We start from the raw sequence: 20,429 nt of genomic DNA, 5'->3' as shown, positions 1-20,429 counted from the left end.
AAACCGATCCAACCAGCCATTAACAACATATTATTTGACTTGTTGATTTGTGACGGTGTCAGCTTCTAAACCATAAACTTCCCCATAAGCTATCATCAACTCCAAAATCGGAAAAAGATCTCGCCCCTTTTGACTTAATTGATAATCCACTCTTGGCGGCACTTGAGGATAGACTGTTTTGATCACCAAACCATCTGCTTCCATTTCTCGTAATTGCTTGGTTAAAGAGCCTTGGGACAAATTACCCAGATATTTTTGAATTTGGTTAAAACGTTTTGGACCGTCTATTAAAAAATCAACAATCAACCATTTCCAACGACCACTCATCAAATCTTGTGTGTATAACAGATAAAATAAGGGGCTGGGCTGACTTAAATCGATATTTTGAAATCCTTTTGGACATATTTTAGCCATATTTAACCTCTTTTTCTTCTTAGCCTAGCAACAAAAAAATGTACTAAGGTCAATTTTTTTGCCGTCTTCTCAGCAATCATAAAGTTTGTTATACTACATTTTATCATAACATAAGAGGAAGTAGAAATGATAAATAAACCGAAAAAGCAAATGAAAATTGTACTACAAATGGTGGCTGGCTATGGGGGAGAGTTTAAGACTTGGCGATTACCTGAAGCCAAAGCTGACGCTTATACTGATATGGACCTTTATGTCGAGTTGGCTCAGCTTGCTGAAAAAGGAAAAATTCATGCCTTATTTATGGCAGACACACCTGCTCTTGTTAATGACATTGAAGGAAATACACCTATGCACTCGATGGATCCCTTAATTGCCATGACATCTGTTGCTCGTGCTACTGAAAAAATCGGCTTGGTGGGCACTTTTTCAACGACCTTTAACGAACCCTATAACCTAGCTCGTCATCTGAAAGCCTTGGATGTGGTGAGTCATGGGCGAATTGGTTGGAATGCTGTCACAACCTCTACTCAGGCGACAGGGGCTAATTTTGGGCAAGCAATTCCAACCTATCAAGAGCGTTATGGACGAGCTCATGAATTTATCGAGGCAGTTCAAGGTTTATGGGGGTCTTGGGGACAAACAGCCTATCGTCACGATAAATCAACTGGTCAATTTGCTGATACCACACAAATAAAACCGATTCACTATCAAGGCGAATACATCAAGACTATGGGCCCACTACCCATTCCACCGTCAGAACAAGGGCAACCTCCTATTTTTCAAGCTGGTCCTAGCCCAGAAGGGATTCGATTGGCTGGACGATTCGCCTCTGGTGTCTATGCTAATCCCTTTACCATAGAAGAAGCTAAAGCTTACCGTCAAATGTTACAAGCTGAAGCTGAAAAAAATGGACGTGCTCCAACAGATATCAATAGCTTTACTGGGTTTATGTTTACTATTGCGGATAGTAAGGAAGAAGCCCTGGCACGCAGACGACAAATCCTAGCATTTGATCAAGAAGAATTAACACAACGACTGGCTTATCTAAGCGCCATGGTTGGTTTAAACCTTCAAGCACTTGACCCTTATCAACCCTTACCTAAAAACTGGCTCAATTTGGCTCAAGCTAACCCTGGTGATCCTCGTTCGCCAAAAGCTTTGGAAATACTCAAACAAGGCTATTCTCCTATCGACACACTGGCTCATGGTGTGATTAACTATCATCCAGTCGTAGTTGGTACGGCAAAAGATGTCGCTGATTTCTTACAAGAATGGTTTGAAGCTGGTGCTTGTGATGGCTTTTCAATTGTACCAGATCTAGCACATGATGGCATCAAATCTTTTGTAGAAAAAGTAGTTCCAATTTTACAAGAACGTGGCATTTTCCACGAAGATTATGAAGGCAGTACCTTAAGAGAACATTTGGGTGTGCCTTACCAATACGGCAAATGATATAAAAAAATCCTTTAGATAAGTCTAAAGGATTTTTATGTTTATTTACGTTTTGGTGGGTTATGAATCGCTTCGCCAAGCACATCTAGGAATGCTTCATACATCACTTCTGAGAAGGTTGGATGACCATGAATTGATTGAGCCACATCATCAACTGTTAATTCTGCTTCCATGATAGTTGCCGCTTCGTTAATCAATTCAGCCGCAACAGGCCCTACAATGTGAACACCAAGGATTTCATGGTATTTAGCGTCAGCAATGACCTTAACAAAACCATGTGCCTCGTTAGACGCAATAGCACGTCCATTACCAGTAAAGCTACATTTACCAATAAGGATGTCATTACCGTATTGCTCACGAGCTTGTTCTTCTGTCAATCCACACATCGCCACTTCTGGATGCGTGTAAACGGCTGCTGGTGTAAAATCAAGGTGTGCTTTACGGACATTACCACGCATCGCATTTTCAGCAGCAACCTCACCCATACGGTAGGCTGCGTGAGCTAGCATTTTAGTTCCGTTCACATCTCCTGGGGAATAAATACCTGGAATTGATGTTTCTTGATACTCGTTAACTTTGATACGACCACGATCCATGTCAAGATCAAGATTTTCTAAACCAGCTAATTGCGGCACACGACCAATTGATAAGAGAGCACGATCTGCCACTACTTCTGAACCGTCATTCAATTTCAGAGTAAGTTGATTGTTATTTTCAACGATTTCAGCAACACCAACAGATGTCTTGATGTTCATGCCTTTTTTAGCCAAGATTTTTTGTAATTCCAAAGAAATTTCCTTGTCCATGGCTGGAATGATACGGTCTGCCATTTCAATAACGGTCACTTCTGTACCATAGGCTGCATAAACCAAACCTAACTCAATACCAACGACACCACCACCCATAACAGCTAATGATTTCGGAATTTCACGCAAGTCAAGAATATCATCTGAAGTCATAACTAATGATGACTCAATTCCTGGAATATTGATGCGTGAAACTTTTGAACCAGTCGCAAGGATAATGTTACGTCCCTTAATCGTTTCACTACCAATCGTAACTGTCTTATCTGGATTAACTTGACCAAGACCATTAAAAATGGTCACTTTATTAGCTTTCAACAAGCCTTGAACACCACTTGTCAAGGTTTTAACCACTGAATTTTTGAAGTCAACGGTCTTATCCATATCAATCGTGTAGTTGGTTGATGCTAAATTGATACCTCGACCTGCTGCAATCTTCAATCCATCAAGAATTTCAGCATTTTTTAAATAAGTCTTAGTTGGGATACATCCCTTGTTCAAGCAAGTACCACCAAATTCTGATTTCTCAACAATGGCAATCTTACCACCTAGTTGAGCACCACGAATGGCTGCATAGTACCCTGCTGGACCACCACCAACAACGACAATATCATATTCATCATCTGCAAGTGGTGCCTTGTCAGCAACAACCACAGTTTCTTGCGCTGGAGCTTTTGGCACTTCCAGACCAGCCGCTTCTAGTTCTGCCGGTGATGCACTTTTAGTTCCTGCATCAACCACTTCTCCAGCCGCACCAATGTAACCAATAATTTCCGTAACTGGAACGGTTTCACCTGCACCACGGACGATTTTCAAAAGAACACCTGAATCTTCTGCTTCCAATTCCATATTGGTCTTGTCTGACATAATCTCAAGAAGAATGTCGCCTTCTTTGACTTCATCACCTTCTTGTTTTTTCCACTCGATGATTTCTCCTTCTTGCATGTCAACACCGAGTTTTGGCATGATAATTTCTACAGCCATTATTTTCTCACTTTCTATTTTTCAACTAACATTTTACCTTGGTTTCCCATCTTTAGATGAGCAATTCCATTGGATTTTCCAAAAGATTTTTCAAATCAACCATAAACTTAGCCCCATTCATGCCGTCGATGATACGATGGTCAATCGTCAAGCACATAGCCATAATTGGACGAATCACAACTTCTCCATCTAGGGCAACTGGTGTCGGTACTGTCGCTGCCACACCAAGGATTGCTGAGTTTGGTTGGTTAATAATTGGATTGAAGCTCTTTGTTCCAAACATACCCAGGTTGGTAATCGAGAAGGTTGAACCTGACATTTCAGCTGCTTTTAATTTACCCGTTTGAGCTTTTTTAATCACATCTTTTGACGCAACCACAAATTCAGACAAGCTCATCTTATCTGCACCATGAACAACTGGAACGACCAAACCATCATCAAGACCAACGGCAATACCAAGATTGACATACTTATGAATTTCAATTTCATTGGCATCGTTAATCAAAGACGCATTCATGTAACGATGTTCTGGTTTCATCAAAGTTTTAACAACTGCAAGACCAATTAAATCAGTAAAGGTTACCTTATTGCCAGTCTTTGCCATAATTGGTTCAAGGACTTGCTTGCGTAGAGCCATTAAGTTAGTCATGTCGATGTCGTAGTTAAGCGTAAAGGTTGGAGCAGTCAAGTATGAATTAACCATTCCTTTTGAAATTGCCTTACGCATTGGACTCATCTTGATAATTTCAATATCAGATGGCACCTCTTCTTTAACCGTTTCAACGACTTTGCTTACTGGGCTTTCAGCAGCGACTTCTTGACTTGGTGCAATGGCAGCTAAAATATCTTGTTTCATGATCTTACCACGTACACCGCTACCAACTAAGCTACTAATATCAACACCCTTGTCTTCGGCAATCTTACGTGCCAATGGTGAAATACGACCAATCGCTTGTTTAACTTTTTCAACATCTTCTTTGTGAATACGGCCACGAAGTCCAGTTCCTACAACAAGATGAAGGTTAATGCCCAAATCTTTCGCTAATTTACGAGCTGCTGGTGTCGCACGAACTTTCTCACCTTCTGCCACAGGAACTACTTCTTTACTTGTTTCAAGAACCTGAGCAGGCGACTCAACCTTTTCTACAGGATTGTCAGCCACCTTAGTTGGTTTTTCTGACTGATTGGCTTCGACCACTTCTCCAGCTGCACCGATGTAACCAATGATTTCTGTAACAGGCACCGTTTCACCTGCACCACGGACGATTTTCAAGAGAACACCTGAATCTTCTGCTTCCAATTCCATGTTGGTCTTGTCTGACATGATTTCAAGGAGAATTTCGCCTTCTTTGACCTCATCGCCTTCTTGTTTTTTCCACTCGATGATTTCGCCTTCTTGCATATCAACACCGAGCTTAGGCATAATAATTTCTATTGCCATTCTCTTTTCCCTTCTTTGTTATCTCACTTGTCTTTAACAAGCCTACTGCTTGTTAGCAATCTTATAGATAGCATCTTTAATCTTGGCAACATCTGGTAGGACTGCTTGTTCCAGAACACGAGCATAAGGTACTGGCACGTCTTCACTAGCTAGACGAACAATTGGATGATCAAGATAATCAAAAGCTTCACTTTCTGTCACCATAGCAGCAATTTCACCAATGAAACCACCTGTCTTATAGGCATCGTTAACTAGCATCAATTTACCCGTTTTCTTCACTGACTCAATAATCAATTCCTTATCCAAAGGCACAAGTGTGCGTGGGTCAACAACTTCAACATTGATGCCATCAGCAGCCACTTCTTCTGCGGCCTGTAAGACACGTTCTAACATACGACCGTAAGACACAATGGTCAAATCTGTTCCTTCACGCTTGATTTCACCCTTACCAAGTGGAATGTAGAAGTCCGGATCTTGGGTCACTTCTTCTTTTTTACCATAAAGTGCCTTTGGCTCCATGAACAAAACAATATTATTATCACGAATAGCAGATTTCAACAAGCCCTTGGCATCATTGGCATTACCTGGAGCAACGACCTTAATTCCTGGGATGTGAGCCAACCATGCTTCCAAAGACTGAGAATGTTGAGCTGCTGAACCGATACCTGAACCAGACGCCACACGGAAGGTAACAGGTGTTTTCAAACCACCACCAAACATGTAATTGTTTTTCGCACCATTATTCACAATCGCATCAAGAGCAATCGTGATGAAGTCCATGAAGGTCAAGTCAATAATTGGACGCAAACCTGTAATTGCCGCACCAACTGCTGCACCAGCGATAGCTGCTTCAGAAATTGGTGTGTCACGAACACGCTTTTTCCCAAATTCAGCTAGCATTCCAACTGAAGTACCAAAATCACCACCATAAATGCCGACATCTTCTCCCATCAAGAAAATATCTTCATCTTTACGCATTTCCTCACTCATGGCAAGGTTAATTGCTTCACGCAAAGCCATCAATTTAGTTTCTGACATGTTATTTCTCCTAATTTTTACTGTTAGTTTACTTACCTTAGTGTGCGTCTTAATCAACCCAAACGTCTTCAAACGCAACTGACAATTCTGGGTCTGGACTATTCACGGCAAATTCATAAGCATCGTCAACTTCTTTGACCACTTGTGCATCAATCGCATCTAATTCTTGATCAGTGGCAAATTTGTTTTCAGTCAAATAAGCACGGTATTTGAGCATTGGATCTTTTTTCTTCCACTCATCAACTTCTTCTTTGGTACGATAAACCCCAGCATCTGCTGTTGAGTGACCAAACCAACGATAAGAAACTACTTCAACAATAGCAGGTCCATTGCCACCACGCACATGTTCTACGGCTTTTTCCATTGTTTCATAAACTGCCAAGACGTCATTACCGTCTTCACAATAGAATCCTGGAATACCATAAGCTTCTGCACGCGTATAAAGGTGAGGGGTATTGGTTGCATTTTTAATATCCATTGAGATACCGTAACCATTATTGATGATGAAGAAAATCACTGGCAATTTCCAAGTTGCTGCCATGTTGACAGACTCATGGAATGAGCCTTCATTGGTTGCACCATCTCCTGAGAAAGCGACCGCAATATTATTTGTTCCCTTGTATTGTTGCGTCAAGGCAGCACCAACTGCTAGAGCGTAACCACCACCAACAATACCATTGGTTCCATAGTTACCTTTTTCAAAATCAGCCAAGTGCATAGAGCCACCACGTCCCTTAGACACACCTGTCACTTTACCAGCTAATTCTGCCATCATTGCATTCAGATCCATATCCTGAGCAATACAGTGACCGTGTCCACGGTGGTTTGAGAAGAAGACATCATCATAGGTCAAATGAGCCATCGCACCAACGTTGGCTGCTTCTTCACCAACTGAGAAGTGAGTCATCCCTTGAACGAAACCTCGACGAACAAGTTTGTTAATTCGCATATCAAATTCTCTGATACGTTGCATTTTCAAATACATTTCCAAATGCTTCTCTTTAGAAATCGTTACCATATTGGCCTCCATAAATTATTTTTACACTCTTATCATACCTTAAAAATTCACAAGACGCAATTATTTTTAATAGCTAAATCATCATCATGTAAAGGTTTACCAAGAAAACAAAAATAAGTTTTTCACAAACTTTTTTGATGGCTTAGATTTTCGCAAATGATTCCCCAATAAAAAAGATTCAAGTGGTTAAAAAATCACTTGAATCTGCTTTTTGATAGTTTCTGAAACCGTTACAAAATCATTTCATCATCAGTCAGTTGTTGGCCACTGTTTTTATGAAAGAGAGCCATTAAATCTTGAACCGTTAAATGCTGCTTTTCTTCACCTTGGACATCCACCACAATTTGACCACGATGGAGCATGACCAGACGATTACCGTATTGGATAGCATTTTCCATATTATGCGTAATCATCAGTGCTGTTAACTGATGACTTGTCACAATTTTTTGGGTTAAATCCATCACCATGTCACTGGTTTTTGGATCTAGGGCAGCCGTATGTTCATCCAAGAGTAACAATTTCGGTTTCACCAAGGAAGCCATCATCAAGGTCAAGGCCTGTCTTTGCCCACCAGATAAAAATTGGGTGTCAACCTTCATCCGATTTTCAAGCCCTAAACCGAGTTCCATTAAAGCTTCTTTGAAAATCTTGCGATCACTGTCTTTACCCCCCCAAGAAAGGCCACGAGAAAGACCACGTCGATAAGCAATCGCCATATTTTCCTCAATAGTCAAGCGTGAGGCTGTTCCCATTTTTGGATCTTGAAAAACTCGACTGATGTCTTTTGAACGTTTAGAGGCTGGCAGGTGTTTAATAGACTTGCCTTCTAGCAAAATATCGCCTGAATCAGGAAAAAGTGCTCCGGCTAAAAGATTCATAAAGGTTGATTTACCAGCACCATTACCACCAATAATGGAAATGAAATCTCCCTCTTTAACCTCAAGATTTAAGCCACGCAAGACATGGTTTTCATTGACTGTTCCTGCTTCAAAGGTCTTGTGAAGATTTTGAATCGATAAAAGTGTCGTCATAGGGTCCTCCTAAGCTTGTCCATTTATTTTTGGGCGACGAATATTAAGTTTTTTCTGCAACTCTGGCACATAAAGCACAGTCGCTAGCAAAATAGCAGAGCAGAGCTTCACTAAATCAGCGTCCATACCAGGAATTTCCAAGATAGCTAAGATAATCAAACGATAAATCACCGCTCCTAGAACCACAGACAGCAAACGCCAACCAAGGCTGAGATTACGCAAAATCACTTCAGCAATAATCACAGATGCTAAGCCAATAACAATTGTTCCTGTTCCTGAATTGAGATCAGCATAGCCATTGTTTTGAGTCAATAAAGCACCACAAAGAGCAATCAAACCATTTGAAATCATATAACCATAGATTTTCATGGTATTGACTTGAATGCCATTGGATTCGCTCATTGGAATATTGTCCCCTGTTGAACGGATAGCCAAACCAATTTGAGTATTCATAAAAAGGCTTAAAATAGCAACAACCAATAAAATCGCGACCACACCAATCACTAAAACGGAATTGGTTTTAGTCAGACCTAACCCTTGAAGTTGAGTTACTAAGGTTTCTTGTCTAAGCAGGGCGACATTGGCCTTGCCTAAGATTTTCAAATTGATTGAATAAAGACCTGTCAAGGTCACAATCCCCGTCAAAAGCGGCGGAATTTTTAATTTGGTATGTAGCAAACCAGACACCAAGCCAGCACCCATTCCTGCTAAGATAGACAAGAAAGTTGCTAACAAAGGATTAACACCATTGACAATAGCTGTTGCACAAACCGCAGCTCCCAAGGGATAAGCACCCTCAGCTGTCATGTCTGCAATTTCTAAAATACGAAAGGTTAGATAAACACCGATTGCCATGATCGACCAAAGTAGGCCTTGCGAGATGCTTGATAAGATAATATCCACACTTTTCTCCTTTTAATTTTGACAGTTAAGCAGGCACTGGTACCTACTTAGCTGCCCTATTCTTTTAATAGATAACTTATTTTGAAACAGATAGATTAGAAGTATCAATCCCTAACTGCTTAGCAATGTCTTGATTGACATGAAGATTGACTGTTTCTGGGTATTCAACTGACAACTCTGACACATCTGCTCCTTCAAGAACCTTGATTGCCATTTTAGCCGTCTGACGACCCAAAGCCTCATAGTTTGTCCCATAGGTCAATAAGCCACCTTGATCCACCATGTCGGTCGAGCCTCCAATAACTGGCACCTTATTTGCAACTGATAAGTCACCAATCATTGTCATCGTTGACGCAATGGTATTATCTGTTGGAACAAACACGGCATCCACATCCTTCATCAAGCTAGATGTTGCGTCTTGAACCTCATTTGTTGAATTGATCCCCTTAACCACCACTTGGTAGCCTGCCTTTTCTAGCAGTTTTTTAGCTTGTTCGACCTGCACTTCAGAATTACGTTCGCTTGTTGTATAGAGAATACCAACCGTTTTAGCTGTCGGTAAAGCTTGCCCCAATAATTCTATTTGTTTATCAATAGGGGCTTGGTCAGAAGTTCCTGATAGCAAGGTCTTTGGTTTATCAAGAGATTCAACCAAGTCAGCTGATAGAGGATCAGTCACTGCTGTAAATAAAATTGGCGTGTCTGTTGATGTCGTTGCCAAGCTTTGTGCTGCCGGTGTGGCAATCGCCAAAACCAAGTCATTTTTGCTGACCAACTGCTCAGAAATCGTTTGTAGATTGGCTTGATCGCCTTGGGCATTTTGATAATCCAAACTGATTTTTTCGCCCTCTTTGTAGCCATTGGCTGCTAATTCATCCACAAAGCCCTTACGTGCTGCGGTCAAGGAATCATGTTCCATGTATTGCAAAATCCCAACTTTAACAGAATCTGTAGAACTTGACTGACTACTTGTTGAAGAGCAAGCTCCTAAGCCAAGCAGAACCAAGCCTGCTAATGACATAACTGCCAATTTTTTTACTGTTTGATATTTCATATTCTATCCTCTTTTCTCTATTTTTCTAAAGCTTCAATATCGGCTGGATCAATACCAACCGCCTTAGCCATCTCATCATTGATGGTAATGGCTGCCGTATTTGGTTTTTGAACGGCTAAGTCAGCCGGTTTTTCCCCTTCAAGAATCTTCACAGCCAACTCACCAGCTTGTACCCCGATTGCCTTGTAATCAACACCGTAAGTAAAGAGTGCTGCATCAATCACTGCCGCATCACTAGCCATAGCTGGTGTTTTTTTCTCTTTCAAAATCTCACCAATCGTTGAGGCTGTTGCAGCAACGACATTGTCGGTTGGTAAGTAAATAGCATCAACCTTGTCAGCCAATGATGTCATCACTTGTTGCACATCATTACTAGAGGTCACTGTAGCTATTTCAACATTAAGTCCTTTAGCTTCAAGAGCTTTTTGGGCTTGCTTAGCCTGAACTTCCGAATTAACCTCACTTGAATTGTAGAAAATGCCCACCGTCTTGGCAGTTGGTACGACCTTGACCAACATGTCAATTTGTTTTGACACATCTGTCGCATCAATAGAACCTGTCATACTGCCTTCAGGTTTTTCTAAAGATTTTACCAAGCCTGCTTCAACAGGGTCTGTCACTGCAGTAAAGACTGATGGTGTTTCTGAATCTGCATTCAGTAGGGCTTGGGCTGCAGGTGTTGCAATGGCAAAGTTCAAATCATTTTCGCCAGCTAATTTGGCAACCATGGTTTGAAGATTGGCTTGATCACCTTGGGCATTCTGCACATCAAGGGTTAGATTGTCCCCCTCCTTGTAACCTGCCTTCTCCAAGGCTTCAACGAAGCCTTGTCGTGCAGCTGTTAAGGCCTCATGTTCAGCATACTGAATAACGCCTACCTTAACAGCATCAGACGAAGACGATTGGCTATTGCCACAAGCAGCTAAAGCAAGTACTGATAAAAATGTAACAGAACCAAAAATAAGTTTTTTAAAGATCATGATTATTCTCCTATAAAATAAATAAGTGAGTGATGGAACAAAAAGGGACCGCCTAGCATGCTATCTAGACGGTCCCTACACTTTTGTTGTATAGTAAAACAGATAAAATACTCTTTCTGTGCCATCTAGATTTAACATCTATGAGGCACACATCAAAACAACCACAGCCACATAGATACAAACTTACGTTCCCGTGTTTGTATCCATGTTGTTATACATGCCTACAAACACTATCTAAAATAGCTGTAGAAATAAGTATTGACTGCTTGATTTTGACTAGTCAGTAACATATCTGTTCTCCTTTCCCTTGTTTAAGATATAGTTATCATACCTATTTTTTTCTCGCTTGTCAATAGAAAAATCTTGTTTTTTCATTTTTTACTGATTTTAGAGCAAAAAACGACACTTATTTGAGATATTATTCGTTTTTTAGCTTAATTCCTCCACCAAAAACTCCCATTGGGTCATCAATTCTTCTTGTTCAACGGTCAACTGATTGACTTGTTCTTGTAGGTCAATCAAGAGTTGAGCGTCGTTGATTGCCAACATGTCTTGATTGAGCAGGTCCAAATCAGACTCTAATTGTTCTAGACGATCTTCTACTTGGACTAATTGGCGTTCTTTTTTACGCTTTTCTTTTTGCTCTAATTTTTGTTGCTGATAGTCCTGACTGGCTGCTACAACCTTGACTTGATTGTTTTCTTCTTGAATTTCCTGCTCTGCCTTTTTTTCTAAATAATAATCATAATCGCCTAAATAAAGTGTTGTTCCTGTCGGAGAGAGTTCGACGACCTTCGTTGCTACACGATTGATAAAATAGCGGTCATGACTGACAAAAAGTAGAGTGCCTTGGTAGTTGATTAAAGCGTCCTCCAAGACTTCCTTGCTATCAATGTCTAGATGGTTGGTTGGTTCATCAAGAATGAGAAAATTATTATTTTCCATGGAAAGCTTAGCCAATAAAACACGCGCTTTTTCACCACCTGAAAGCATGCCTACTGTTTTTTTCACCTCATCTCCTGAAAAGAGAAAGGCACCCAGACGATTGCGAATGTCTAGTTCTGGTGTTGTAGGAAATGCTGACCAAAGTTCTTCTAAAACTGTATTAGAGGGCGTTAGTGCTGTTTGATTTTGATCATAGTAGCCCACCTCAAGATTGGCACCAAAATGAGCCTGCCCTTTCAAGAAATCAATCCGACCTAATAAAGATTTAAGCAGCGTTGATTTACCAACCCCATTTGGACCAACTAGAGCAATGGCATCGTGTTTACGCACATCTATGCTAATCTCTTGAGCCAAAATCTCTTGATCATAACCGATGGCAACTTGATCTAGATTCAAGACTTGATTTCCCGACACCTTGTCAATCTGAAAGGTCATACTAGCTGATTCTTGATGATTTTCTGGCTTATCCAAGCGTTCCATTTTCTCCAGTTGCTTGCGACGAGATTGGGCACGCTTGGTCGTTGAGGCTCTTGCAATATTGCGTTTGACAAAATCTTCTAATTTGGCAATTTTCTTATTCTGCTTATCAAAATTCTTTTGCTCGGCGGCTAATTTTTCAGCCTTCAAATCCATGAATTTTGAATAATTACCAACATACATATCCAAGCCATTTGGTCTTAAATCTGCCGTCTTAGTGGCCACCTTGTCAAGAAAATAACGGTCATGACTGACAATCAAAAGTGCCCCTTGGTAGTTGGTGAGATAATTTTCCAACCAAGCGACAGTTTCAATATCCAAGTGATTGGTTGGCTCATCTAGCACCAGAAGTTCTGGTTTTTCAAGCAACATTCTCGCCAGAGCCAGTCGTGTTTTTTGCCCACCAGAAAGATCTGATACTGGCATATCCCACATGCTTTGGTCAAACTTGAAACCATTGAGCATCGCTTTCAAGTCACTTTCATAAGTGAAACCACCCTTAACCCTAAAATCTTCTGCCAAACTATCATAGGACGTCATCAAGTCTTGTAAGGCTTGACCAATCAACTCACTCATTTGCTCTTCCATTTGACGTAAGTTTTGTTCTTGCTGACGCAGGTCAGCAAAAACAGCCAACATTTCTTCAAAGATGGTACCTTTGGCATTAAATTGGCTATTTTGAGCCAGATAAGACAGTGACAAATCTCGTTTACAACTAATCTCTCCTGAGGTAGCACTTTCTTGTCCGACTAAAATTTTTAATAAGGTTGATTTACCTGCACCATTGCGACCAACTAGGGCAATGCGATCACGTTCATCAATTTGCAGATTGATATTTTGAAAAAGAACCTCTCCTGCAAAAGAGCGTTCCACCTTGTTTGCTTGTAAAATAATCATAGCTTTATTATAACAAAAAAGCCTAGAAAAGATGGGAAATTTATCATCCTTCTAGACTGAATTGATTAAGATTGGTATAACTCAACCAAGCTATTAACATCCGTTGCTTGAATACTGTAATTGGAACCCGATGACTGCATGACAGAAACTTCAGCATCGTTATGAGATAAACCAATCGCATGACCCAATTCATGCTCAGCAGTATTGACCACACGTTCAAAGGTATAACCATAAGTATCATTCAATAGATAATAAGCATTCAGTCGAATATCTGCATAAACAATACGCTTGGTTAAGGCATTGAGTTTCGTTTCTGCTACTCCTGCTGCTTGAGTATTGGCATCCATATCATCTCTAGCGATAATATCTGCTGTTTGCTCATCGTTGGTTAGCGTAAAGGTAAAGGCTCCTGTACTGTTCCAATTAGCAATAGCTGTCTGATAGGCTGATACTAGCGTTGGATCCGTTGATTGAATATAAATGGTGGCTTGAGGTTTTGACCACCTCACTCCTTCTTGATTTTGATAAAAATCTGTCGAGAGATTTTGTAAATTTTCGCGTAAATTAGTAGTATCTGTGGGGAAAATCTGTGAAATACCACTAACAACATTAGACAACTGATTAGCGAAGTCAGAGGTGCTATTATTGATATACCACCAGAAGCCCCATAAAATCAAAGCCAGTAAAACCGCAGTCTGAATCAATCGCCAGATTAAATTCCAAATCAAACGTATGATAAACCTAGGCAACCACAGTAAAGATTTTAGCAAATAAACCATTAGTTAACTCTTTTCCAGTGAAATTTCCTAAAACATGAGATTGATTATAACAAGATTGACCAGCAATTTCAACGAAAAAAATGACCTTTACAAATTTGTCATCATTATGACAAACGTTCTTCTTTAACGTAATCAATTGGTAACATTTCTAAAAAGACCTCTAATTGTTTTTCCCAGTAGTACCAATCATGCGTGCCATGACCAACCTGATAATCTAGGTCTATTCCTGCTGCTTGCAGAGCCTTAGCTCCTATCTGATTGGCGTCAAAAAGAAAATCTTCTTGCCCACACCAAGCATAGAATTTGGTTTGGTTATCGTGGTTTTTGACCATATTGACCAAGAAATGTTCTGATGTGTCATCTTGATTTTCCCCAAAAATCCCTTGCCAGTAAGCCAAATCTGACCTGGTTTGATCCTGCAGACTGTCTAAATCAAAAGACAAGGCTCCAGAAAATGAACCCGCATAAGCAAAACGATTGCTTAAAAGAGCTAATTTAAAAGCACCATAACCTCCCATAGACAAACCTGCGATAAAGGTTTTAGCACGAGATTGACTCATATTAGGGAAAAAGCGGTGCAAAACTTGAGGCAACTCCTTGGCTAGCGCATCATAATAAGCTAGACCATACTGAGTATTGGTGTACCAAGCCAAATCTGTTGACGGCATGACCACGATTAAATTGGTCTTGCGTACCAAACGTTCAATCGCTGTTCGTTTGAGCCAAGAATTTTCATTTCCTGCCATACCGTGCAAAAGATACAGCACAGGAATGTCTTGACTGGTTGCTTCTTCTTGGCTAAGGTCACTTGCATCAGGATAGATGACATTGACCTGTCGCATCATGCCTAACACATCTGAATGGTATTCAATTTTTAATAAAGCCATAAATCTGTCCTTTCTTGATATAAAAAGCTAGGAGCTTATTTCCTAGCTTATTCTTTTAGCGTACTTCCATAATGACTGGCAAAATAGCTGGTCGGCGTTTGGTCTGCTCAAATAGAAACTTACTGATACTATCACGAACTGAACCTTTCAATTCATTCCAATCAAAGTTAGGTTGGGCAAGGTAATCTTCAACAACCGTGTTGACCAAATCAGCACTTTCTCTCAAAATGTCACGACTCTTTTTAACATAGACAAAGCCACGCGTATGCACCTTGGCTCTTGAGATAATCTTACGCTCTCGTTTATTGACCGTCATGGCTACGATAAAGATACCATCTTCTGACAAAATCTTACGATCTCGCAAGACAATATTACCCACATCACCAATGGCATTGCCATCAATCATAACATCTCCAGCAGGAATCCCCCCTTCATGCAGGAAGCCCTCTTGATCATAGACCATGATATCGCCACGTTTCATGATGTAAATGTTCTCTGGTAAAACGCCAACTTCCTGTGCCAACTCAGCATGAGCCTGCAAATCACGATACTCACCCTGAATCGGAAATAGGTATTTAGGTTGAAGGAGGTTAATTATCAGCTGCAAATCACGACCATTGGCATGACCTGACACACGCAGATTTTGTGTGATGAGTTTAACTGAACCACCTGCCTTGTAAATCAGATTTTCAACTCGTGCCACCATGGCTTCTTTAGCAATGCTTGGTGTGGTCACGACATAAACCAAATCCCCGTCTTTAATTTGAACATAACGGTGACGCCCAATTGCCATCTTACGCAAGCCATTGATTGGCTCACCCATCTTACCTGTTTCTAGGATAATCAATTCATGGTCTTCAAAACGATTGATGTCCTTGGGTTTAATGATTAGGCGTTCGTTAGCCAAAGACAATTTTTTTAGACGCATGGCAGTACGAACAATATTTTCCGCATCAAAACCTGTCAAGACCACACGACGACCATTAGCTGCTGCTGCATCAAAGACTTGTTGAATTCTCACTAGATTACTAGCAACTGCTGCCACAATAATGCGACCATCCGCATCGGCGATGACTTGGTTCATCTCAAGACCAACTTCAGCTTCACTGGCAACTTGAACGGTACTAGAAGCATTGGCAGAGTCTGATAAAAGGGCTAGGACACCTTCCCGACCAATTTCTGCCAGACGACCTAGGTCTGTTTGATAAAGTGAACTAGCAGCTTGATCAAATTTGAAATCCCCTGTATAAACAATCTTACCTTCTGCTGTACCAACCACAACCCCTAAACTGTCTGGTATCGAGTGGGTCGTTTTGAAAAAGGAAATCGTTGCATCATCAAATTCAATTTCCGTTTCACTGTCAACAACATGAAATTGATTAAATTTTTTACTACCTTCATTATTTTTTACCACCAACTTGGCAAGTTCAATGGTGAGTTGAGAGCCAAAAACGGGCACCTTAACCTGTTGCAAGAGGTAAGGAAGAGCACCAATCGCATCGGCATGACCGTGAGTTAGAAAAATCCCTTGTACACGTTGTTTGTTTTCAATAAGGTAGTCAAAATTAGGAATGACCACATCAACCCCAAGTTGTTCATTTTCAGGATATTTCAATCCTGTATCCAAAATAAAAATCGATTCATTGACTTCAACTAGGTAGAAATTTTTTCCATTTTCTCGGACACCACCTAGAGCTATAATTTTAATTTGACTCATATCTTCTCCTTGTCTGTAATCTTATTATGCTTAAAATGACCAGTAGATTGGCTACTGGTATTATGACAAACGGTCCTTGGCTACGCAAGTCGATTTACTGTTATAATCTCTCCTATTATATCATATTTCACATGAAAATAAAAACTAACCTTTTTGTCAAAAGGTTAGTTTCTCTCTTAATCAAAAATGCGATAATAATCAGCAATACTCAGTTGAGCTTTTTCGTCTTTGTTCAAGTCTTTGACAATCTTACCATCTTTCATGACCAATAGGCGATTGCCGTATTTCAAGGCGTCTTCCATCTGATGAGTAATCATCAAGGCAGTTAATTGGTCTGTCTGAACAAAGTCATCGGTCAACTGTATTAACGACTGACTGGTCTTAGGATCTAGGGCTGCCGTATGTTCATCTAACAGCAACAACTCTGGGCGTTTGACGGTTGCCATCAAGAGACTAAGGGCTTGACGTTGACCACCTGACAATAGCCCTGCTGGCGTGTCCAAATGCTTGTCTAACCCATTGCCAATCTTGCCAAGTAGCTCCTGAAATTCACCCTTATATTCCTGCAATTGACGTGACACAAGGCCTCTTTTTTGCCCTCGAAACTTGGCGATGAGCAGATTTTCAGCCACGGTCATACGTGGAGCAGTCCCCATTTTAGGATCTTGAAAGACACGTGAAAGGTGGGCTGCTCGTTTTTGTGCAGATAGCTGCGTCACATCTTCTCCCATGATAGCAATGCTACCGCTAGTCAACATAAGTGTCCCTGCAATGACATTAAACAGAGTCGATTTTCCAGCTCCATTACCACCTAAAATGGTCAAAAAGTCCTGTTCATAAATGGTCAAACTAACATCGTCCAAAATGGTCTTAACTTCATCAAACCCATTATTAACCACGACACTAGCATTTTTCAATTCAATAATTTTTTTCATCGGGATAGGCTAACCCCTTTCAAGAATTTTTTCTTCAGCTCTGGAATCATCAAACAGATTGCCAAGACTAAGGCACTGAATAGTTTGAGATAGTTGGTATTGAAACCAAGAGCCACAACTAACCAAATCAGAGCCTGATAGCCAATTGACCCAACGACAAGAGAAATCAAACGTTCCAAAAGGGTTAAATTGGCTGATAAAACTACCTCACCGATAATGATACTTGCCAAGCCAATGACAATCACCCCAACGCCCTTAGACACATCAGCGTAGCCATCTTGCTGACTAATCAAAGCTCCTGCCAAGGCAACAATGCCATTAGAAACAACCAGTCCCATGACTTCCATTTTATCGGTATCAATGCCAAAACTACGAGCCATATCACGATTATCTCCAGTAGCGATATAGGCTTGACCCAAACGCGTATAGAAGAAATAAATCAAACCCAAAATCACCAAAAAGTTAAAAATCAAACCCAGAACCAAAAGGTTGAAACTATTGTCTAAAGGTAATAAGTCCGGCAAGGTAATGGCATCTAAAAGCCCCAAATTGGCCCTACCCATGACCATTAAAATAATAGAATGACAAGACGTCATCACCAAGATTCCCGCTAAAAGCGTCGGAATTTTCCCCTTGGTATAAAGAAGGCCTGTGACCAAACCTGCCAAACAACCTGCAAGAATAGCCATTAAGGTCCCTAAAAGAGGATGGACACCCTGTGTCATCAAGGTAACAGCTACTGCACCGCCCAAGGGAAAGGAGCCTTCTATTGTCATATCAGGAAAGTTCAAGATCCGAAAGGTCATATAGATCCCTAGACCCAAGACGGCCCAAAGTAAGCCTTGCGAAATGGTGGAAATAATCATACTAACTCCTTTATTCTTTAGTAGGACTATTGTAGCATATTCTCATCAGACCGTCTATCTCATCTCTTTGTCTATCTAGGCTCAGACATTTATGATATAATGATTAAACTAGACAAAAAAGGAGAATTGCATGTCTTTTGATGGCTTTTTTTTGCATCACCTTACCCAAGAACTTCAAACTCAACTGGTCGGTGGACGGATTCAAAAGGTCAACCAACCATTTGAGAGAGAGTTAGTCCTAACTATTCGTCACCATCGACAAAATTACAAACTGCTACTTTCTGCACACTCTGTCTTTGGTCGTATCCAATTAACGCAAACTGAGTTTCAAAATCCCAAACAACCCAGCACCTTTACCATGATTATGCGAAAGTACCTTCAAGGTGCTGTCATTGAGCAACTGAAACAAATTGACAATGATCGTATCTTAGAAATCAGCGTTTCCAACAAAAATGAAATTGGCGATCACATTGAAGTCACCTTAGTGGTTGAAATCATGGGCAAGCATAGCAACATTATCTTGTTAGACAAGGGACAAGGAAAGATTATCGAATCGATTAAACACCTTGGTTTTGCCCAAAATAGCTACCGTACCATTTTACCTGGTGCAACCTATCTAGCTCCACCACCAAAAAACAGTCACAATCCATTTACCATAGCTGATGAAAAACTCTTTGAGATTCTTCAAACACAAGACTTGACTGCTAACAATCTTCAGCAACTTTTCCAAGGCTTAGGACGAGATACGGCTAACCAACTAACACTTGCCTTGGATTGCGACCGTAAACTCAAGGCCTTTCGAGCTTTCTTTAACCAAGAAACTAAACCTACTCTGACCAAGAATAGTTTTTCGGCCGTCACTTTTTCAGACAACCAAAAATCATTTGCTGATTTTGCCCAACTCCTAGATTATTTTTATCAAGAAAAAGCTGAAAAAGACCGTATCAGCCGGCAGGCGAGCGACTTAATTCAACGGGTTCAGAATGATTTGGAAAAAAATCGTAAGAAATTGAACAAGCAAAGTCAAGAGCTAGCCGACACTGACTTGGCAGAAGATTTTCGTCAAAAAGGCGAACTACTGACAACCTATCTCAGTCAGGTTCCCAATAATAAGGATGAAATCATCTTAGACAACTACTATACCGGCCAGCCAATTACGATTGCCCTTGATCTTGCCCTCACGCCGAATCAAAATGCCCAGCGTTATTTCAAAAAATATCAAAAATTAAAAGAAGCTGTCAAACATCTCAAAGGACTGATTGAGGAAACCAAGGAAACGATTTCTTATCTTGAAAGTGTTGAAGTTGCCCTTGCTCAAGCTTCTTTGGATGATATTGAAGACATTCGAGAAGAATTGATTCAGACTGGTTTTATCAAACAAAAAAATCGTCAAAAACTCCACAAGCGTAAAAAACCTGAGCAATATCTGGCAACCGATGGTAAAACCATCATTTTGGTCGGACGCAATAACCTTCAAAATGAAGAATTGACTTTCAAACTAGCCAAGAAAGGCGAGCTTTGGTTTCATGCTAAGGATATTGCCGGAAGCCATGTCATCATCAAAGACAATCTCAACCCTAGCGATGAGGTCAAAACAGACGCAGCGGAACTAGCTGCCTATTATTCTAAGGCTCGTCTATCCAATCTTGTACAAGTGGATATGATTGAAGCCAAAAAACTCCATAAACCTACGGGAGCAAAACCTGGATTTGTCACTTATACTGGACAAAAAACCTTGCGAGTCACTCCTATTTCAGAAAAAATTCAAAGCATGAAACTAAACAAAAGAGATTGATAAAATATCAATC

The 20,429-nt window shown here is 40.5% G+C and carries 16 protein-coding genes and 2 pseudogenes; 2 read left to right on the top strand and 16 right to left on the bottom strand.

What is annotated here, in order from left to right:
- Positions 1-30 precede the first annotated feature (30 nt).
- Positions 31-414: a helix-turn-helix domain-containing protein gene (locus FRX54_RS00245; protein ID WP_146459789.1), complete on the bottom strand. Its 384-nt coding sequence runs from the start codon at positions 412-414 to the stop codon at positions 31-33.
- A 126-nt stretch (positions 415-540) separates the two neighbouring features.
- Here FRX54_RS00245 and FRX54_RS00240 point away from each other — a divergent pair, with 126 nt between their 5' ends.
- On the top strand, positions 541-1,866 hold the full coding sequence (locus tag FRX54_RS00240; protein WP_146459787.1) for an NtaA/DmoA family FMN-dependent monooxygenase: 1,326 nt from the start codon (positions 541-543) through the stop codon (positions 1,864-1,866).
- Between the two features lie 41 nt (positions 1,867-1,907).
- On the opposite strand, the gene lpdA is transcribed toward FRX54_RS00240, so the two are convergent.
- The 15 genes and pseudogenes from lpdA to FRX54_RS00170 form a co-directional block, all read right to left on the bottom strand.
- Complete coding sequence (gene lpdA, locus FRX54_RS00235; RefSeq protein ID WP_398586665.1) at positions 1,908-3,614, bottom strand: dihydrolipoyl dehydrogenase; 1,707 nt, start codon at positions 3,612-3,614, stop codon at positions 1,908-1,910.
- A gap of 91 nt (positions 3,615-3,705) precedes the next feature.
- A pseudogene (locus FRX54_RS00230) lies at positions 3,706-4,776 on the bottom strand (dihydrolipoamide acetyltransferase); the annotation flags it as partial.
- Between the two features lie 68 nt (positions 4,777-4,844).
- Positions 4,845-5,094 (bottom strand): annotated as a pseudogene (locus FRX54_RS06445) (biotin/lipoyl-containing protein); the annotation flags it as partial.
- 42 nt (positions 5,095-5,136) lie between these two features.
- Positions 5,137-6,132 carry an alpha-ketoacid dehydrogenase subunit beta gene (locus tag FRX54_RS00225; RefSeq protein WP_146459781.1) on the bottom strand — a complete coding sequence of 332 codons (996 nt, stop codon included), beginning with the start codon at positions 6,130-6,132 and terminating at the stop codon, positions 5,137-5,139.
- A 49-nt stretch (positions 6,133-6,181) separates the two neighbouring features.
- On the bottom strand, positions 6,182-7,150 hold the full coding sequence (locus tag FRX54_RS00220) for a thiamine pyrophosphate-dependent dehydrogenase E1 component subunit alpha (protein WP_146459779.1): 969 nt from the start codon (positions 7,148-7,150) through the stop codon (positions 6,182-6,184).
- A 230-nt stretch (positions 7,151-7,380) separates the two neighbouring features.
- Complete coding sequence (locus tag FRX54_RS00215) at positions 7,381-8,181, bottom strand: ABC transporter ATP-binding protein (protein ID WP_146459777.1); 801 nt, start codon at positions 8,179-8,181, stop codon at positions 7,381-7,383.
- Positions 8,182-8,190: 9 nt separating this feature from the next.
- Positions 8,191-9,084 carry an ABC transporter permease gene (locus FRX54_RS00210; RefSeq protein ID WP_146459775.1) on the bottom strand — a complete coding sequence of 298 codons (894 nt, stop codon included), beginning with the start codon at positions 9,082-9,084 and terminating at the stop codon, positions 8,191-8,193.
- 76 nt (positions 9,085-9,160) lie between these two features.
- Positions 9,161-10,138 (bottom strand): ABC transporter substrate-binding protein, encoded by a 978-nt coding sequence (locus tag FRX54_RS00205; RefSeq protein ID WP_146459773.1) that lies wholly within the window; start codon positions 10,136-10,138, stop codon positions 9,161-9,163.
- Positions 10,139-10,155: 17 nt separating this feature from the next.
- On the bottom strand, positions 10,156-11,118 hold the full coding sequence (locus FRX54_RS00200; RefSeq protein WP_146459771.1) for an ABC transporter substrate-binding protein: 963 nt from the start codon (positions 11,116-11,118) through the stop codon (positions 10,156-10,158).
- Positions 11,119-11,547: 429 nt separating this feature from the next.
- Complete coding sequence (locus FRX54_RS00195) at positions 11,548-13,437, bottom strand: ABC-F family ATP-binding cassette domain-containing protein (RefSeq protein ID WP_146459769.1); 1,890 nt, start codon at positions 13,435-13,437, stop codon at positions 11,548-11,550.
- A gap of 65 nt (positions 13,438-13,502) precedes the next feature.
- Entirely contained in the window at positions 13,503-14,216 is a 714-nt protein-coding gene (locus FRX54_RS00190) for a M57 family metalloprotease (RefSeq protein ID WP_146459767.1), read from the bottom strand.
- 104 nt (positions 14,217-14,320) lie between these two features.
- Entirely contained in the window at positions 14,321-15,103 is a 783-nt protein-coding gene (locus FRX54_RS00185; protein WP_146459765.1) for an alpha/beta hydrolase family protein, read from the bottom strand.
- Between the two features lie 55 nt (positions 15,104-15,158).
- Positions 15,159-16,820: a ribonuclease J gene (locus FRX54_RS00180; RefSeq protein WP_146459763.1), complete on the bottom strand. Its 1,662-nt coding sequence runs from the start codon at positions 16,818-16,820 to the stop codon at positions 15,159-15,161.
- 176 nt (positions 16,821-16,996) lie between these two features.
- On the bottom strand, positions 16,997-17,755 hold the full coding sequence (locus FRX54_RS00175; protein WP_146459759.1) for an ABC transporter ATP-binding protein: 759 nt from the start codon (positions 17,753-17,755) through the stop codon (positions 16,997-16,999).
- Positions 17,752-18,621: an ABC transporter permease gene (locus FRX54_RS00170; protein ID WP_146459757.1), complete on the bottom strand. Its 870-nt coding sequence runs from the start codon at positions 18,619-18,621 to the stop codon at positions 17,752-17,754. Before FRX54_RS00170 ends, FRX54_RS00175 begins: the two co-directional genes overlap by 4 nt.
- Before the next feature lie 130 nt (positions 18,622-18,751).
- Here FRX54_RS00170 and FRX54_RS00165 point away from each other — a divergent pair, with 130 nt between their 5' ends.
- Positions 18,752-20,416: an NFACT family protein gene (locus tag FRX54_RS00165; protein ID WP_146459754.1), complete on the top strand. Its 1,665-nt coding sequence runs from the start codon at positions 18,752-18,754 to the stop codon at positions 20,414-20,416.
- Positions 20,417-20,429: the final 13 nt, after the last annotated feature.

This window comes from Streptococcus sp. sy004, assembly GCF_007859205.1.
Taxonomy (GTDB): domain Bacteria; phylum Bacillota; class Bacilli; order Lactobacillales; family Streptococcaceae; genus Streptococcus.
Note: the sequence above shows the minus strand (reverse complement) of the source record. Positions and strands in the feature narration are given on the sequence as shown.

Bases quoted from the DNA above. Each gene is read 5' to 3' on its own strand.
- FRX54_RS00205 (WP_146459773.1), bottom strand. From the start codon at position 10,138: ATGAAATATCAAACAGTAAAAAAATTGGCAGTTATGTCATTAGCAGGC.
- FRX54_RS00185 (WP_146459765.1), bottom strand. From the start codon at position 15,103: ATGGCTTTATTAAAAATTGAATACCATTCAGATGTGTTAGGCATGATG.
- lpdA (WP_398586665.1), bottom strand. From the start codon at position 3,614: ATGCAAGAAGGAGAAATCATCGAGTGGAAAAAACAAGAAGGTGATGAA.
- FRX54_RS00175 (WP_146459759.1), bottom strand. From the start codon at position 17,755: ATGAAAAAAATTATTGAATTGAAAAATGCTAGTGTCGTGGTTAATAAT.
- FRX54_RS00170 (WP_146459757.1), bottom strand. From the start codon at position 18,621: ATGATTATTTCCACCATTTCGCAAGGCTTACTTTGGGCCGTCTTGGGT.
- FRX54_RS00225 (WP_146459781.1), bottom strand. From the start codon at position 6,132: ATGTCAGAAACTAAATTGATGGCTTTGCGTGAAGCAATTAACCTTGCC.
- FRX54_RS00165 (WP_146459754.1), top strand. From the start codon at position 18,752: ATGTCTTTTGATGGCTTTTTTTTGCATCACCTTACCCAAGAACTTCAA.
- FRX54_RS00190 (WP_146459767.1), bottom strand. From the start codon at position 14,216: ATGGTTTATTTGCTAAAATCTTTACTGTGGTTGCCTAGGTTTATCATA.
- FRX54_RS00200 (WP_146459771.1), bottom strand. From the start codon at position 11,118: ATGATCTTTAAAAAACTTATTTTTGGTTCTGTTACATTTTTATCAGTA.
- FRX54_RS00195 (WP_146459769.1), bottom strand. From the start codon at position 13,437: ATGATTATTTTACAAGCAAACAAGGTGGAACGCTCTTTTGCAGGAGAG.
- FRX54_RS00180 (WP_146459763.1), bottom strand. From the start codon at position 16,820: ATGAGTCAAATTAAAATTATAGCTCTAGGTGGTGTCCGAGAAAATGGA.
- FRX54_RS00240 (WP_146459787.1), top strand. From the start codon at position 541: ATGATAAATAAACCGAAAAAGCAAATGAAAATTGTACTACAAATGGTG.
- FRX54_RS00220 (WP_146459779.1), bottom strand. From the start codon at position 7,150: ATGGTAACGATTTCTAAAGAGAAGCATTTGGAAATGTATTTGAAAATG.
- FRX54_RS00245 (WP_146459789.1), bottom strand. From the start codon at position 414: ATGGCTAAAATATGTCCAAAAGGATTTCAAAATATCGATTTAAGTCAG.
- FRX54_RS00215 (WP_146459777.1), bottom strand. From the start codon at position 8,181: ATGACGACACTTTTATCGATTCAAAATCTTCACAAGACCTTTGAAGCA.